Genomic DNA, 15,609 nt, shown 5'->3' on the forward strand with positions numbered 1-15,609 from the left:
CAGCGGCAAGCGCCGCGGCTTCATGGCGCCGTTTGGATGCTCACTTGGGCTTGACGCGCGCGGGCTTGGGGGGCCCGGGGGATCGCACGTCAATCACATATAGGCCGCCGTCTCGGCGTTCGACGCCAACCTGCCACTTGGGTCCAGTCGCGTCGAGCTGCAGCAATTTGCCGACGTCGAGGGCTTCGGGGCTGGCTTGCAGCAAGCCCTGCAGCTGCGCAGGATCGCCCGCGAAGCTGGCGGCGAGCAGCTGCCCCGACGTCGCCGCGTGTGCGGGTGACTTCGCGGTTTGGTCGAGCCAACCGGCGAGTTGATTGGCGGCGTCGGGTCCGATCACCAGCATTCCACCGCCAGCGCGCGCGGACCAAGCCATGGCGATGTTGAGGCGTCCCTCGCCGTCGATCAGCGGACGCAGCTCCGAGACACCGAGGCTCGCGGCGTCGTGGACGACAAACACCTCGACATCCTGGCCGTCGCCCTTGGTCACGCGTCGACGCAGGCTCATCTTCGGGATCGAGACGAAGTTGCGCGCGAGCGAGACGCTGTCGACGACCTTTTGCAGCAGGCGGATGGTTGCGACCTGACTCTTGCTGACGTCGTTGGCACCGTATGCGAAGCGTAGGTGCTTGGCCGGCCCGAGCGCGACCAACACCCGACCATCCCAGGTCCGCAGCAAGGTGTTGATCTTGGCGGCGAGATCTTCACCCACGCTGCGGACCAAGAACGGCAGCTCGCGGACGTTGGCGTTGATCTGACTGGTGACCTCGCGGACCATGTCTTGGTGATCCGCATAGCGGCCGCTGCCGCCCGCGACCATGTTGGGGCCCTCGAGCAGCCCGCCCAACGTGCCAGGTGAGATCGGCAGCTGCGCGAGGGGATCTTGGCCCGCGATCGCCTGCGCCTCGATCACCACAGCCTCGATGTCGCCGCGACCGGTCACACGCGCGAACGGGACCTCGACCGGGATCGGCAACGCCGATGGATCCGCGGTGAAGTAGATTGGCTGCTGACCGTAGGCCTTGGCCAAGCCGCGCGCGGTGACCAGCCCTGGCAGCGTGTTGGCCAACACCAGCGTGTTGCCGTCGGCTTCGTCGATCCACGCCAACCACTCGCGGCTCGAGTCGCGGCTCGCGGCCCCCTGGGCGGTCAGCTTCACGGCCCCGAACTCGCCAGCGGGCGGCAGCTGGGCCAGCTGTCCACGCAGCGAGCCCAGCGCGTCGGGCTTGATCGACAGCCGGATGATCTCTTGGTCGTGAAGCACCACGTTGGAGAACGGCGCGCCCAGATCCACGGCGCGCGCGAGCTCGCCAGCCAGCGCGGGATCCGTCAGCCCCGCGAGCGCCTGCTCAACCGCCGCGACCGGCTCGATCGGGATCGGGCTGTACGGTCGCAGCATCGAGATCGCGTGGTTCGGCGCGGCGATCCACGAGGCCGCGGGTGGCTCGGCCGGCAGCGGCACGGGGTCTGGCAGCTGGACCTTCGCTTGCGCCCGCGCCTCACCCTTGGGCGGCTTGCCCTCGGGTGTGTGAGGCTGGCGACAGGCGCCCGCGAAGCTCAGGGTCAGGCCCAGCGCGAGCAACGTCAGGGGCTGGGTCAGTCGCTCGAGCCCGCGATCACGGCGGGCTCGGGGCGGCTTCGGGGCGATCTCGCGGCGCATCGTGGCGACGGTAGCAGCACGCTAGTCCCCTCGCACGGAAGTTCCTGGCGGCACTCTTGCTCATCCTCGTCCATGCCAATACCCCGGTTCGCTACACTGTCATGCGTCATGGCGAGGACCAGCAGTTCGCCGGGCTTCGCGCTGAAGAGCAGCGAATAGGGAAAGCGCCGTAGCACCGCGCGGACCGTGCTCAGCGCCGTGCTGCGCTGAGGGCGTCGAGCCACGACCTGACCCGGGAGTATACTCAAGGCGTGCTCAGCTCCGAGATCCGCAGGCAGGCGCGTGTGCTGGTTCGTGAACACCGCAAGGAGGACCCCAAGATCGTGGCGGTCTATGTCGTCCCGAACTCATTAGATGAAGTTCGCATGGTTGAGGTTTCGAGTTCCGTCGGCACGACCCGGGAAGTCATCCCGTTCCGGTTCAGCGGTCAATCTCAAAGCGATCTCCCCTTCGACACCGTGTTGGTGCTGGTGAGCGAGGAGGAGTACGAACTCATCAAGTCTGGGGCCCTTGCCCTCCCCGAGGGATGGGGGGCCGTCGAAGATCTCGATCCGATCGAACTCGAGGACGCGGGTGAGTGATCCCGTTGCGCGGATCGAAGCGGTCCTCGAGGAGTTAGATGAGCTACATCAGGGGTTGGCGCGGCCCCATGTCAGGGAGAGCCAGCTTCTGGAGAAGCTCCGCAATCGGCTCGAGCCGCTGCTCGAGGAGCATCGGCCGCCCCCACTTGACCGGGGAGCAGACGAGTGGGTGACCGAGTTGCTGGCAACGGCACGGTACGATCTGCAAGCGGCACAAACGTTGGCTGCGAGTAAGGGTGATCACGCTCCTACGGTGGCCATGCTCCTTCAAATGGTCTTTGAGAAGCTGGCGAAGGCGTACTTGGCCCGCACCGACTGGCCTGCATTTGTGAAGCATCGTCGGTCGCATGCTGTCGCCAAACGCTTCGCTCAGTTTCTGAAGCTGAACTGGCAGTTGCGACCAAACGTTGGCCCGCACTCGTCCAAGGTTCTTGGTTGGGTCGTGCGTCTGACGGAAGCACATCCAGCCCTCGCCAAGAACGGCCCACACCTCGAGTATCCTTGGGAAGCGCACGGCCGTGTGTGTGGTCCGACGCGTGACCTCGACATCGTGAACGAGCTGCGCGATGCCAAGAGCGGGGCCGCCCCCCATCTTCTGAGGTTTGCCGGGCACTTCATCGAAAATTTCGACCGGATACTCGGTTGAGCGCAGACCCACCTGAAGGACCCCGTTCAAGGTGCCAGCAAGCAGAAACGGAAATGCACAGGAAACTACCCCCCGGGGTCTGCGGAACGTCAACGGTTTCACGTACTTGGCCAGATAGCCCGGGTTGGCGGTCAGATTTCAGTGCTTTTCAGTTTGGCGTAGGTTGCTCGAAATCGTCTCAGTTGGGGGAGTAGGGGCACCGCTAGCTAGGAGCACCGCCCCAAGAAAAGGGCCTGCGGTCGCCTAAGCGACCCGGCGGCTAGCGAAGTTCTCGCCCGGGAAAGAAGAACGCGAGCACGGCGGTGCCCAGACTGATGGCTGCCGTCACCACGACGGCGGACATGTGCTCGCCATCGAATAGCACTCCCAACGCGAGACTCGCCAAGACCAGTAGGCCAAGGCCCGCGAGGACCCAGCGTGCGTGCGACCAATCTGGGACGGGAGATCAACATGCACGCCGACCGACACGCACACCCCGGCCGAGGTCGACCTCGACACCCACGAGCACGAGCACGAGCTTGGTCCCCGGGTCGCGGGCTTGCCTGGGGGGCTGGGCTGGTCACAGACCGAGCTTGCGCGCCGGACTGGTATCCCGCGGGCCACGGTCGCGCGCTTGGAGTCGGGCGTGACCAACCCCCTGCGCAGCATCCGAGCGATGGCCAATGCGCTGGGCCTGCCGCTGACCGATCTGCTCGCGCTCGACCTCGAACTCGGCGGCGACCGTAACGCGCTCGCGGCCGACTTGCATGACCTCGCAGCGCGAGCGGGCCGACTGGTGACCGACCCCGCACCGTGGGGTTGGGTCGGATTCGATCAATCCCGATCAAGCACCGCCCGAAACCGAGGCTGGTCGGCCCCACAAGGGATGGCGAGCCATGGCGACGCCGTGCCGCCTCACAGCCCCGCCAGAGGACCCGATCCCACAGGCATAGCCCGACACGCAACGAATTCCGCTCGCGCGACCGAAGCTCACTGGGTTCGGGGGTCGGCTGGTAGCGGCCATCAGAGCGACGGACTTTTAATCCGTTGGTCGTCGGTTCGAGTCCGACCGGGCTCAGCCCCAGACACTGCTGATCGATGTCCGCGCCGCGTGCTAGGAGGATGACATGACCAACCTGAGGCAACTCGCCGCCGACTGGCTCGAGGCCGGCGCGGCCTACCGCGAGAGTTTCATCAGTGTCCACGGGGACGCTGCCGTCGTCTGGGTCAAGGATACTAGCGGCGCGATGAGCCTGTTCACCTGTGGTGAGTACGCCGACGACATCATCGCTACGGTCACCGACGAAGAGCCCGTGATGTTCTTCGGTGCGACCAGGTCGAACCTCGACCCTGCCGAGGCCCGCAAACTCGGGGCGCTCAACACCGGCCGCGCCCGAGCCAAGACCCGGGACCCCGCCACCGGCGTCATCGACGAGAGGGTGAAGCGAGCACGCAAGGCCGCAGGGCTGACTCTCCAACAACTCGCGGACCATGTCGGGGTGACCAAGTCGGCCGCGTCCAAGTGGGAGTGCGGCACGTCGCAGCCGACCGTGCCCATCCTTCAAAAGATCGCCCGCGCGACTGGGCGGCCGATGGGGTTCTTCTGTGGCGATGACTGAACAGCGGTCCACCTCGCCAAAGACCACTCACGCTCGGCACATGCCAGGAGGTCGTGCGCAAAGTGTGGGACACGCGGGGCACCGCTAGGGGCACCGCTCGATCAGCGCGAGCTACGCGACCCCGCCGAGGATCAGGAACTCAACGCCGTGTTGGTTCAACAACGCGAAGAACGCGGCGAAGTCCTCGTTCACTGTCCGGCCAAGCCTCTCGCCGCATCTGCTCGCCAATCACGAGGCGCTCGCGGCCGCTGAGCGCGAGCCAGTCGTCGAGGTCGATTTCTTCTGCGACCTCGAAGTTCTCCGCGACTCGTAGCACGCGCTCCATCCGAGTCGATCGTACTCGGGCTGGCTCTGCCATACCTGACTGGACCAGACCAAACGGAAATGCACAGGAATCGAACCTGCCCAGGACGCTCTCGCGCCCCACACCGGTTTTGAAGACCGGGGGCCGCACCAGCGGGCCATGCACTTCCACCCGCGACGATAGCCCCGGATCGGCCCGATGCCTAGCGACTCCAAGCTGTTTTCAGCTCGGGCCAAAGCTCCTCGCCCGCTTGCGGACGCATTCGTTCACACCGTTCACCCCGGGCAGCGAACGCATCGGCGCGCTAGCGAATCACGGAAAGCAAGACGCCGAGCACTCGTCGAGGTCCGGGACGTCGTCGCCGTTGATGTCGACGTCGGTCCACACGCTGTCGGCCTTGAGCTGAAACACGTGCCGGGCGTTCTCGCCGTCGCTGTTGAACAAGCCGGCTGGCAGCGAATAGAACTCGAAGGTCGAGCTCGAGCTGCCGAACGCCGAGACCTCGATCGCGTGGGCGTCACCAAACTCTGCGCCACCTTCGTCGTCAGCGGGCGGCACGCCCACGACCGGCGGCGGTTGGCCGGGATCGAATTCTTGCCAGACCATCTTCGACTCTTCGAAGGTGTAGGCGAAGCACTGGCAGTCCCAGGTCGAGAGCCCAGCGTTGACGCAGGTCGAGCCCTTGATGTCGATCATCGTGCCCATCTCGTGGCAGGACGCGGCGGCGACCAGCCCACCCATGAGGTCGGGGGGCTCGATTCCGGGCGTGGGCATGAAGCGCAGCAAGAACCGGTTCTTGCGACCCTGCGTGATGTCCTGGTAGGGGCTCCCATCGAGCGTGAACTTCTCGAGGGTCCAGACGCCAGTCTCGTCGAACAAGCGGGTGTCTTCCGCCTTGCAACCACTCGCAAACGAGGTGGCGAGTGAGACGACGACGACAGCGACGGTGGTGACAACGCGGGAGCTGGACATGACGCTTCTCTGGTGGGCGGGCACTCCCCCAATCGGGGCCCGGGACCATACCACAGCGACTTGGAACTGAGCGCATCCCGCCGTCTCTCGAGCGCGTCCCGCTCAGCGACACCGCGCGCAACAGCGCTGGTTGACACACAAGCTAGGCAGCCTTAGCTTCGCGCGCGGTGTCCGCAAAACGCGACTATTACGAAGTGCTGGGAGTCTCGCGTGACGCTGGCGCGACCGAGGTCAAGAAAGCCTATCGCAAGAAAGCGATGGAGTTTCACCCGGATCGCAATCCAGACGATCCGGCCGCTGAAGATCGGTTCAAGGAGTGTGCCGAGGCGTTCGAGGTGCTCAGCGACGATCAAAAGCGTCAGCTGTATGATCAGTTTGGCCACGAAGGTCCGCGGGGCGCCGGCTTTCAAGGCTTCTCGGGGACCGACGAGATCTTCGCCCATTTTGGTGACCTGTTCGGGGACCTGTTCGGCAACCTCGCCGGTGGCGGCCGCCGCCGCGGCGGACCGCAGCGCGGCGCGGACCTCAAGATGGCCATGGAGATCCCCTTCATGGAGGCCGTCGAGGGCAGCGAGCACGAGATCACCGTGCCCAAGCGGGTCGAGTGTGACACCTGCGATGGCAGCGGCGCCGAGCCGGGCACCTCGCCAACCGCATGCCCCGACTGCAACGGCCGGGGCCAGGTCATTCACGCGCAGGGGTTCTTTCGCGTGCAGACCACCTGCCCGCGCTGCCGCGGTCGCGGACAGATCATCCAGACCCCATGTCACAGCTGCTCGGGCAGCGGCGCGGTCCAAAAAGAGAGCACGCTGACCGTTCGCATCCCGGCCGGCGTCGACGACGGCCAGACCTTGCGGGTCCCGGGCGGCGGCCAGCCAGGCGCCATGGGCGGACCGGCGGGCAACCTCTACGTCGTCTTGCGAGTGCAGCCCGATCCTCGGTTCGAGCGCGAGGAGTACGACATCTTCAGCGAGATCGAGATCTCGATGTTCCAGGCCACGCTCGGCACCAAGGTCACGATCCCCACGCTCACCGGCGAGACCGAGCTCGAGATCGAACCGGGCACCCAGCCCGAGACCATCATCACCCGCCGCGGCGAAGGCATCCCCGTGCTCGGCTCGCGCGGCAAGGGTGACCAACACGTCCGCGTGAAGGTCACGGTGCCCAAGAAGCTGACGACCGAGCAAGACGAGAAGCTGCGCGCGCTCGCCAAAGAGATGGGCCTGGATGTGGCCGCCAAGAAAAAAGGCCTGCTCGGCTCACTGTTTTCTTAGACCCCCACAGCCGCCTTCGCACTTCGCGGTCACTCGCTGCGCTCGCTCCCATGGGGCTGGCTGTTCGCGGGGGCATGATTGGCCCCCTCGCAGGGGGCTTTTCTACCTAAGACCCCCACAGCCGCCTTCGCACTTCGCGGTCACTCGCTCCGCTCGCTCCCATGGGGCTGGCTGTTCGCGGGGGCATGATTGGCCCCCTCGAAGGGGGCTTTTCTACCTTAGACCCCCACAGCCGCCTTCGCACTTCGCGGTCACTCGCTGCGCTCGCTCCCATGGGGCTGGCTGTTCGCGGGGGCATCATTGGCCCCCTCGAAGGGGGCTTTTCTACCTTAGACCCCCACAGCCGCCTTCGCACTTCGCGGTCACTCGCTGCGCTCGCTCCCATGGGGCTAGCTGTTCGCGGGGGCATCATTGGCCCCCTCGAAGGGGGCTTTTCTACGCCCCGCGGCCGTCTTCGCACTTCCCAAGACCCCCGGTCGCCTTCGCACTCCGCGGTCGCTCGCCCTGGGCCGGGCCCGTGAAGAAAGGGACTGCTCGGCGGGGATCGTAGGAAGTACGAAGACGACGGCGGGAGGTAGAAAAGCCCCCTTCGAGGGGGCCAATGATGCCCCCGCGAACAGCCAGCCCATGGGAGCGAGCGGAGCGAGTGACCGCGAAGAAAGGGACTGCTCGGCGGGGATCGTAGGAAGTACGAAGACGACGGCGGGAGGTAGAAAAGCCCCCTTCGAGGGGGCCAATGATGCCCCCGCGAACAGCCAGCCCATGGGAGCGAGCGGAGCGAGTGACCGCGAAGTGCGAAGGCGGCTGTGGGGGTCTTAGGTAGAAAAGCCCCCTTCGAGGGGGCCAATGATGCCCCCGCGAACAGCCAGCCCCATGGGAGCGAGCGGAGCGAGTGACCGCGAAGTGCGAAGGCGGCCAGGGGGGTCTTAGAAGGGGGGGCTTAAGAATTGAACAAGGGAGAGGCTCATCCTCTCCCTTGGGTCGCTCCGGGCTGTGCCGGTTCCTCGTGTCGGGGCCCCCGCGGGCCTCGGTTTGGTATGTGACGCGTCGACGATCGCGGGGCTTGACGCGTTGGCCGAACGTGTCGGCCGGGGTGGTTGGTGGCTCCGCTGCGTTTGGGGAGCCCGTTGTTCACGGGCGCGTGCCCGTGTCAGGAGTGTGATCGGTGGGAGGCGGCGGCGAATTCGCTGGTGGGCCGGCCGCCCTACCCGGGACTAGGAGGTGCCTCCTTCCACGGCGTTGGCCGCCCTGTGGTGGGGAGGGGTAGTCATCGCGGCTGAAGTTTCGATCATCAATACCTCCTGTGCCGGGTGCCTGAAGCGACAATTTGATCGTAGCAGCGCGGGCCGGCCTCGGCCAAAGTGTTCGTGGCTCGCGGCGGATCCACACCTCGCGCGCCGCTTGCCTGACGCGATCGCGGACCTACCGTGTGGGCGTGGATCATCCCTTCTTCAGCAAACCCACCGCCGCTGACCGCCGTGATCGCTGGTCGTGGCACCTGGGCCGCATCTTGGGCATTCCGACTCGCATTCACGCCAGCTTTGCGCTGGTGTTGGTGTGGATCGGATTTTCCACGTGGAGCGCCGCTCACTCCAGCCTCGCGGTGTTGTTTGGTCTGGGTTTTGCCCTGGCGGTGTTCACCTGCGTCCTTCTCCACGAATTTGGCCATGCGCTGGTGGCACGGCGGTTCGGGATCGAGACGCGCCGCATCACCTTGCTGCCGATCGGCGGCGTCGCCGAGCTCGAGCGCTCGCCAAGTGATCCCCGCGCGGAGCTGTGGATCGCGGCGGCGGGGCCAGCGGTCAACCTCGGGATCGCCGCCGCGCTCGCGCTGGCTGGGTTCGCGCTTGGCTCGTTTGGCGCTGGCGGGCTGGTGTCGGTCGTGCTGTCTGGCCTCGTGTGGGCCAACCTGATGCTCGGCCTGTTCAACCTCGTGCCCGCGTTCCCAATGGACGGCGGTCGGGTGTTCCGGGCGCTGGCAAGCAAGCGCGTTGGGCAGCTCCGCGCCACGCAGCTCGCCGCGAAGCTCGGTCGCTTCTTGGCGGTGGGGTTTGGCGCCTGGGGTCTGTTCGGAGGCAACCCCGTGCTGGTGCTGGTCGCCGCGTTCGTGTGGTTTGCGGCCGGCCGCGAGCTGGCGAGCGTGCGCCATCAGGTTCAGCAGCGGCAAGCGTTCGAGCGGGTCCAAGCGTTCGCAGGCCCACCGCCAAGTCGTGACCACGCAAGCCGCGACCAAGTCTTTTACGTCTGGCGCGGCTGAGCGCGCGTCACAGCAGCGGCAACGTCTTTTGTGCGCGCAGCTCGACGAACACATCGACGTTGCCAAAGCTGCCGGCGTTGATCCGCAGGGTGTCGAAGCGGCTCGCGCTCACCCGCAGCAGCTCCGCTTCCGCTCCGAGCCCGGCGCCCGCGAGCGGGCCAAGGGCGAGATCTGCTCGACCCGTGTCGGACACGAGGCAGGTGACTTCTTCGCCGGTTGGTTCCCTGACGCCGTCCTCGCCAGGCGTGAACGCCTGCAGCCGCAGCACGATGGTCTGCGGGTTGTGGCCGGGGGGCCGCCAGTCGATCGTCAGGCGATCATTGGCGACGGTGGCGGTGTCGAGCACCAGCGGAACGGGGACCGCGACCGAGGCCGAGAACGCCTCGAGGCCGCCGTCGGGCGAGCCGTCAACGCTGACCAAGATCGGTGAGGTCCCGTCGGGTTCGACCGCCAGCCGCGGGATCCGATCGTCGACGTGGGCATACTCGACGCCGGAGAGCCACGGCAAGATGTCGGGCACCAGCGCCAGCGGGGCGACGAGCTCGCGGCTGCCAAGCAGGATCCGCAGATCCCCCGCGTCGACCAGCGACAGCTCGCGCTGACCACTTGCACGCGGGGCGGTGGCGATCGGCAGCAGCTTCTCGCTTGCGATGCACTGGCCAACGACGAGCTGATCCCAAACCGGCAAGGGCAGGTTGGTCCGCGCGCGCACGAAGTCTTCCGACACACCGTGGTACTCGACGAAGCGCGCGTGGATCTGCAGCTGCGGCTCCGGCTCGATCTCGTCGGGTCGCGGCTGCAGCACCAGGTGCACGCGGCCGAGGTGTCCGTTCACCGCGTCGTCGCTCGCGCTGACCTCCGCGATCGAGCTGCGCCCGGTCTCTGTTGGATCTTCGGTGCAACCGAGCAGCGCCCCCACCATCACGAGGCCGAACACCGCGAGGGTGCACGAGGCGCTCGCGGGCGACATCCGAGCGCGGTGGGACGTCGGCATGACCTTAGAGATAACGCGGCTCCGCCAAAGTGTCAGCAAAGCGGAGAGATCTGGCCTGCGGCTCGCGCTGGGTGGGCGATCCCCGCCCGGGCGAAACGATCGGCGCGGAATTCGGATTTGCCGAGCAATCGCCACCATTTGGTCCAGAAACCAGTTGCCGCCCACCCTATGGAAACCATGCGCGCGCCTGCTCTACCCTGGCCCCAGCATGGCGAACGACGACACGCTCGTGGGCGAGCTAGCGAGGCTGGCGCACCTCGAGCTCCCTCCAGCACGAGCCCAGGTGCTCGGCGCACAGCTCGAGACGATCCTTGGCTACATCCGCGGGCTCCAAGCCGTCGATGTCGAGGGTGTGCCCGAGTACCTTCCGGCAGAGCAGGTGCGATCTGGTCTGCGCGATGACATCGAGCGCGCGGACATGGACGTGGACTCAGCGCTGGCCGGCGTCCCGCTCGCGCATGATCGCCTGGTGGCGGTCCCCAAGTTCAAGGACTAGCGGCCCGGTCGTGAGCGCAAGCGATGACATCCTGGGCCGATCCGCCCGCGCGCTGGCGAAGGGGATCCGCGACGGCGAGCTCTCGTCGCTCGACGTGACCCGGGCCTACCTCGAGCAGATCCACGCGACCGAGCCTGCGCTCCACGCCTATCGCTGCGTGACCTCCGAGCTCGCGCTGGCCCAGGCACAGGCGGTTGATCGGGCCCGGGCCTCGGGTGCTTCGCTCGGTCCGCTGGCCGGGGTCCCCGTCGCGCTCAAGGACATCTTCGTGACCCAGGGCGTCGAGACCACCTGCGGCTCGGCGATCCTCGCCGGGTGGGTCCCGCCGTATCAGGGCACGCACGCGCAGCGCTTGGCCGACGCTGGCGCGGTGCTGCTCGGCAAGCTCTCGATGGACGAATTTGGGATGGGCTCGGCCAACGAGAACACCCCCTTCGAGCCCGTCCACAACCCCTGGGCGCGGGACCACGTGCCGGGCGGTAGCTCGGGCGGGACCGCGGCCGCGGTCGCGGCTCGCAGCTGCGCGCTCGGTCTGGGCAGCGACACCGGCGGGTCGATCCGCCAACCCGCGAGCCTGTGTAATTTAGTTGGGCTCAAGCCAACCTACGGCCGGGTCTCGCGGCATGGGATGATCGCCTTCGCGTCGAGCTTGGATCAGGCCGGACCCATGACCCGCGAGGTCGGCGACGCGGCGCTGGCGTTGGGCGTGCTCGCGGGCGTGGATCCGCGCGACAGCACCAGCCTCGACGCGCCGGTGCCCGACTACCTCGCGGCCGTCGACGCGGGCGCGCAAGGCCAGCTCGCGGGCACGACGATCGGGCTGCATCGCCGCGCGCTCGAGCTCGACGGCCTCGCTCCACAGGTCCGCGACCGGTTCGAGGCCAGCCTCGCGCAGCTCGCCGACGCGGGCGCCCGCGTGATCGACATCGAGCTCCCGCACTTCGAGCACGCCGTCGCCACCTACTACGTGCTGTGCACCGCCGAGGCCAGCAGCAACCTGGCCCGCTACGACGGGGTTCGCTACGGACTACGCCGCGACCGCCCCAGCCTGCGCGAGACCTACGAGGCCACCCGCCACGATGGGTTTGGGGCCGAGGTCGCGCGGCGGATCTTGCTTGGGACCTTCGTGCTGCGCGCGGACTCCTACGCCGACTACTACGGCCGGGCCATGAAAGTGCGCAGCTTGATCGCCCAGGACTACGCCGCTGCGTTCGCGCGCTGCGACATGATCGCAAGCCCAACCTCCCCGGTGCCAAGCTGGCGGATCGGCGCCAAGGTCGACGACCCGCTCGCGGTGTATCTGCTCGACGTGTTCACGATCGGTGCGAACCTGGCCGGGCTGCCCGCGATCTCGATCCCCGCCGGGTTCACGGCCAGCGCCCCGCGCCTGCCGATCGGTCTCCAGCTGATCGGCCCGCGCCTGGCCGAGCCCGCGCTGCTGCGGGTCGCCGCCGCCCATGAGGCCGCGAACCGCTGGCACCTCGAGCGCCCGCCCGCGAGCGGAGGCGGAAGCTGATGGCCAGGGCCGACTACGAAGTGGTGATCGGGCTCGAGGTTCACTGCCAGCTCGCAACCGCGACCAAGATGTTCAGCGGCTGCGCGTACTCGATCGGCGACGAGCCCAACACGCAGATCGACGCCTACACCCTGGGCTTGCCGGGGACCTTGCCCGTGCCCAACCGCGCGGCGGTCGAGCACGCGCTGCGGCTCGCGCTCGCGGTGGGCTGCGAGATCCCGCCGCTGTCACGCTGGGCACGCAAGCACTACTTTTACCCGGATCTGCCCAAGGGCTATCAGATCACCCAGGCCGACCAACCCTACGCGCTGGGCGGGGCGATCGAGATCCCCGATCACGATCAGCCAGACGACCCGCTCGCGACCCGGCGGGTCCCGCTGCTGCGCATCCACATGGAAGAGGACGCCGGCAAGAACACCCACGCGGGCGAGTACAGCTTGATCGACTACAACCGCGCTGGCGCCCCGCTGGTCGAGATCGTCTCGCTGCCCGCGCTGCGCAGCGCGGCCGAGGCCGCCGACTATGTCCGCGAGCTACGGACAATTGTTCGCTACTTGGGGATCAGCGCCGCCAACATGGAACAGGGCACGCTGCGCTGCGACGCCAACGTCTCGCTGCGGCCGGTCGGGGCGACCGCGCTCGGGACTCGCTGCGAGATCAAGAACCTCAACTCGTTCAAGTTCATCGAGGCGGCGATCAACGCCGAGATCCGCCGGCAAGTAGATCTGCTCGACGCTGGCGAGGCGGTGATCCAGTCGACCATGAGCTACGACCCCGGTCGGGATCAGACCAAGGTCATGCGCACCAAGGAGGCCGCGGCCGACTACCGCTACTTCCCCGAGCCCGACATGCCGCCGCTGTCGATCGACGCCGCATGGATCGCCGCTGCCAAGGCGTCGCTGCCAGCGCTGCCGTGGGCGCGCCGGCGTGCGCTGGTCCAGCTGGGCCTGTCGGCCTACGACGCCGGGGTGCTCACGGCCGACCACGAGCTGGCCGACTACTTCGACGCCGCGCTGGCTGCTTGCAACGACCCGTCGCTGGCCAAGGTCGTCTGCAACTGGGTCACCGGTGAGCTGCTCAAGCTGCTCAAGACGGATCACGCGGAGGGCTTGGACGACGGGGACAACACCGGCGGTCGGCTCGCCGGGTGCCCGGTCAGCCCGGCCGCGCTCGCCGAGCTGATCGGCCACGTCGAGGCCGGCACGATCTCGGGCCGCGCGGCCAAACAAGTGCTCGCCAAGATCTTCGCCGAGCCCGGCCAGTCACCCGCGCAGATCATCGAGCGCGACGGCTACCGCCAGGTCTCGGACCAGGCCGCGATCACTCAAATGGTCCGCGAGATCGTCAACGCCCACCCGCAGCAGCTCGAGCAATTGCTGGCCGGCAAGGCCAAGGTCCGCGGCTTCTTCGTGGGCCAGGTCATGCGCGTGTCCAAGGGCCAAGCCAACCCGCAGGTCGTCCAGCAGGCGCTCGAGGCCGTGCTCGAGCAGCTCGCCAAGACCCAGGAGCCGTGAGTTCACCGTGATGTTCGATACCAACCCCGAGAACTATCAGGGCCTCCGGCCCGTGCAGTTGCGCGTCGACGGTCGCGCCTTGATCCTGCTCGACCAGCGCGCGCTCCCAGCCGACGAGGTATGGCTCGAGCTCAGCGCGCTCGAGGACATCGCCGTTGCGATCGAGACCCTCACGGTCCGCGGCGCCCCGGCGATCGGCTGCGCGGCTGCGATCGGTCTGTACGTCGTCAGCCTTGGCATGCCCGAGACCCGCGCCGACTTCCTCGTCGCGCTGTGGGCCGCCAGCGAGCGCCTGGCCAACACCCGACCAACGGCGGTGAACTTGTTCGTGGCGCTCGAGCAGCAGCGCGTCGCGGTCACGGAGCAGCTCGACCGCGACCCCGACACCAGCGTCGCGCGCCTGCGTGAGATCCTGCGGGCGACGGCCGAGCAACACGTTCGCGCGGATCTACGCGCGTGCCTCGAGCTCGGCGCTCATGGGGCCCCCAAGCTCCCACCTGGCGGGATCTTGACCCACTGCAACACCGGCGCGCTCGCGACCGCTGGCCACGGCACCGCGCTCGGTGTGATCCGCAGCGCGTGGGCCAGCGGCACCAAGCTGCACGTGTTCGTTGATGAGACCCGCCCGCTGCTGCAGGGCTCGCGGCTGACCGCGTGGGAGCTCGTCCACGATCAGATCCCCTGCTCGCTGATCTGCGACAACATGGCCGGCGCCATGATGGCCCGCGGCGAGATCCAAGCTGCGATCGTTGGCGCCGATCGGATCACGCGCAACGGCGACGCTGCCAACAAGATCGGCACCTATACAGTCGCCGTCCTGTGCAAGCACCACGGCATCCCCTTTTATGTGGCTGCCCCCGTGACCACGATCGATCTCTCGCTCGCCACGGGCGCCGAGATCCCGATCGAGGAGCGCGACGCCGACGAGGTCCGTGTCCACGGCGCTGCCCTCCGCGCCCCCGCAAACGTCCCCGTCCGCAACCCCGCCTTCGATGTGACGCCGGCGGAGCTCATCACCGGGATCATCACCGAGCGAGGCGTCTTCACCCCCGCCGAGCTGGCGGGGCTCTGAGCTAGTGCCGGGGCGTCTACATCATCTCGTTGACGCCCTCGCCAAACTCTTGGCCCCCGACCAGCTCCATCGGCCGGTTGGTGTGCCGCGCGTTCTGGACCGCCTCACGCAGCTGCTCGAACAGCTTGCGATGATCTGGCAGCCCATGAATCACCAGATCCGGGTTGGTCTTGTCGGTGCTGATCAACCTGATCCGCCCATTGTCGAACACGCGATCCACGAGCGACTGCGTGTACTCGACATCGAGGACGCGCCACAGCTCCAGCGAATCCACTCGCTTGGCGAGCACGCCGTGCTCGGTCTCGACTCGCCGCAGCGAGATCTTGTACTTGCTCGAGATCTGAACCAGGTAGACCCACAGAATACCGGGCAGCCCGATCAACCAAAACAGCCCCAGCGCCCAGCCCGGGATGCCGATGTCCGCCATGTTCAGCCCGATCGCCACGGCCCCGCCAAGCACCGACACACCCGCCCACTTGAGGTAGCCGCCGAGCGCCGCGCTGTGCTTGGCGATCCCCGTGTACAAAATATCGCCGCCGCCTGGCTGGGCCACGGATCCGGACGGCGGCGCCGCGACGGCGCGGGCTTGGCCTTGCGCTTGGCCCTGCGGCTGGCCCTGCCGTTGGGGGGTCCCGTTGCTCGGCGGGTTGTCCGGCGGCTGGTTCATGTCGCCTACGTTAGACGGATCCGCGCGCCAACGTCAGGCTATTTTTAGCTTGGGCGATGGA

The 15,609-nt window shown here is 67.4% G+C and carries 15 protein-coding genes, 2 tRNA genes and 1 pseudogene; 11 read left to right on the forward strand and 7 right to left on the reverse strand.

The features are described from left to right. Positions 1 to 40: 40 nt before the first annotated feature. Positions 41 to 1,657, reverse strand: coding sequence for a hypothetical protein (locus DB30_RS34225; protein ID WP_052557101.1), 1,617 nt, complete (start codon positions 1,655 to 1,657; stop codon positions 41 to 43). A gap of 251 nt (positions 1,658 to 1,908) precedes the next feature. Between DB30_RS34225 and DB30_RS34230 the strand changes: the two genes are divergently transcribed. The 3 genes and pseudogenes from DB30_RS34230 to DB30_RS43265 all read left to right on the forward strand — a co-directional run. Continuing rightward, on the forward strand, positions 1,909 to 2,238 hold the full coding sequence (locus DB30_RS34230; protein WP_052557103.1) for a hypothetical protein: 330 nt from the start codon (positions 1,909 to 1,911) through the stop codon (positions 2,236 to 2,238). Further along, complete coding sequence (locus DB30_RS34235) at positions 2,231 to 2,884, forward strand: hypothetical protein (protein WP_052557105.1); 654 nt, start codon at positions 2,231 to 2,233, stop codon at positions 2,882 to 2,884. Before DB30_RS34230 ends, DB30_RS34235 begins: the two co-directional genes overlap by 8 nt. 421 nt (positions 2,885 to 3,305) lie before the next feature. Then, positions 3,306 to 3,524 (forward strand): annotated as a pseudogene (locus DB30_RS43265) (helix-turn-helix domain-containing protein); the annotation flags it as partial. Here DB30_RS43265 and DB30_RS42575 read toward each other — a convergent pair. After that, complete coding sequence (locus tag DB30_RS42575) at positions 3,444 to 3,701, reverse strand: hypothetical protein (RefSeq protein WP_052557107.1); 258 nt, start codon at positions 3,699 to 3,701, stop codon at positions 3,444 to 3,446. The pseudogene DB30_RS43265 and the gene DB30_RS42575 sit on opposite strands and share 81 nt — an antisense overlap. A gap of 157 nt (positions 3,702 to 3,858) precedes the next feature. On the opposite strand from DB30_RS42575, the gene DB30_RS34245 reads away from it, so the two are divergent. Continuing rightward, positions 3,859 to 3,941: transfer RNA gene (locus tag DB30_RS34245), tRNA-Lys, on the forward strand. Between the two features lie 49 nt (positions 3,942 to 3,990). Further along, positions 3,991 to 4,482: a helix-turn-helix domain-containing protein gene (locus DB30_RS34250; RefSeq protein ID WP_052557109.1), complete on the forward strand. Its 492-nt coding sequence runs from the start codon at positions 3,991 to 3,993 to the stop codon at positions 4,480 to 4,482. Positions 4,483 to 4,621: 139 nt separating this feature from the next. Here DB30_RS34250 and DB30_RS34255 read toward each other — a convergent pair whose 3' ends face one another. The 3 genes from DB30_RS34255 to DB30_RS34265 all read right to left on the reverse strand — a co-directional run bounded on the left by DB30_RS34255 (position 4,622) and on the right by DB30_RS34265 (position 5,758). Further along, entirely contained in the window at positions 4,622 to 4,807 is a 186-nt protein-coding gene (locus DB30_RS34255) for a hypothetical protein (protein ID WP_146661897.1), read from the reverse strand. Positions 4,808 to 4,861: 54 nt separating this feature from the next. Continuing rightward, positions 4,862 to 4,955 (reverse strand) — tRNA-Sec (locus DB30_RS34260). Between the two features lie 143 nt (positions 4,956 to 5,098). Then, the gene (locus DB30_RS34265; protein WP_052557111.1) at positions 5,099 to 5,758 is read right to left on the reverse strand and encodes a hypothetical protein; all 660 of its coding nucleotides are present in this window, start codon (positions 5,756 to 5,758) and stop codon (positions 5,099 to 5,101) included. 167 nt (positions 5,759 to 5,925) lie between these two features. Here DB30_RS34265 and dnaJ point away from each other — a divergent pair, with 167 nt between their 5' ends. Continuing rightward, on the forward strand, positions 5,926 to 7,032 hold the full coding sequence (dnaJ, locus tag DB30_RS34270; protein WP_052557112.1) for a molecular chaperone DnaJ: 1,107 nt from the start codon (positions 5,926 to 5,928) through the stop codon (positions 7,030 to 7,032). Positions 7,033 to 8,467: 1,435 nt separating this feature from the next. Beyond that, positions 8,468 to 9,289, forward strand: coding sequence for a site-2 protease family protein (locus tag DB30_RS34275; RefSeq protein WP_165704080.1), 822 nt, complete (start codon positions 8,468 to 8,470; stop codon positions 9,287 to 9,289). 7 nt (positions 9,290 to 9,296) lie between these two features. On the opposite strand, the gene DB30_RS34280 is transcribed toward DB30_RS34275, so the two are convergent. Continuing rightward, the gene (locus DB30_RS34280; protein WP_146661901.1) at positions 9,297 to 10,283 is read right to left on the reverse strand and encodes a hypothetical protein; all 987 of its coding nucleotides are present in this window, start codon (positions 10,281 to 10,283) and stop codon (positions 9,297 to 9,299) included. A gap of 208 nt (positions 10,284 to 10,491) precedes the next feature. Between DB30_RS34280 and DB30_RS34285 the strand changes: the two genes are divergently transcribed. From DB30_RS34285 to mtnA, 4 genes are read left to right on the forward strand one after another with little or no spacing between them, the layout of a single operon-like run. Next, positions 10,492 to 10,779 carry an Asp-tRNA(Asn)/Glu-tRNA(Gln) amidotransferase subunit GatC gene (locus DB30_RS34285; protein WP_052557117.1) on the forward strand — a complete coding sequence of 96 codons (288 nt, stop codon included), beginning with the start codon at positions 10,492 to 10,494 and terminating at the stop codon, positions 10,777 to 10,779. Continuing rightward, a complete protein-coding gene (gatA, locus tag DB30_RS34290; protein ID WP_146661905.1) occupies positions 10,742 to 12,295 on the forward strand; it encodes an Asp-tRNA(Asn)/Glu-tRNA(Gln) amidotransferase subunit GatA in 1,554 nt (517 codons plus the stop codon). The genes DB30_RS34285 and gatA overlap by 38 nt, the downstream gene beginning before the upstream one ends. Next, on the forward strand, positions 12,295 to 13,809 hold the full coding sequence (gatB, locus tag DB30_RS34295) for an Asp-tRNA(Asn)/Glu-tRNA(Gln) amidotransferase subunit GatB (protein ID WP_052557119.1): 1,515 nt from the start codon (positions 12,295 to 12,297) through the stop codon (positions 13,807 to 13,809). The genes gatA and gatB overlap by 1 nt, the downstream gene beginning before the upstream one ends. 10 nt (positions 13,810 to 13,819) lie before the next feature. Continuing rightward, complete coding sequence (mtnA, locus tag DB30_RS34300; RefSeq protein ID WP_052557218.1) at positions 13,820 to 14,881, forward strand: S-methyl-5-thioribose-1-phosphate isomerase; 1,062 nt, start codon at positions 13,820 to 13,822, stop codon at positions 14,879 to 14,881. A 16-nt stretch (positions 14,882 to 14,897) separates the two neighbouring features. Here the strand turns inward: mtnA and DB30_RS34305 are convergent, their stop codons facing one another. Then, positions 14,898 to 15,548, reverse strand: coding sequence for a PH domain-containing protein (locus tag DB30_RS34305; protein ID WP_052557121.1), 651 nt, complete (start codon positions 15,546 to 15,548; stop codon positions 14,898 to 14,900). Positions 15,549 to 15,609 lie beyond the last annotated feature (61 nt).

The sequence above is a fragment of the Enhygromyxa salina genome, from assembly GCF_000737335.2.
Taxonomy (GTDB): Bacteria; Myxococcota_A; Polyangia; order Nannocystales; family Nannocystaceae; genus Plesiocystis; species Plesiocystis salina_C.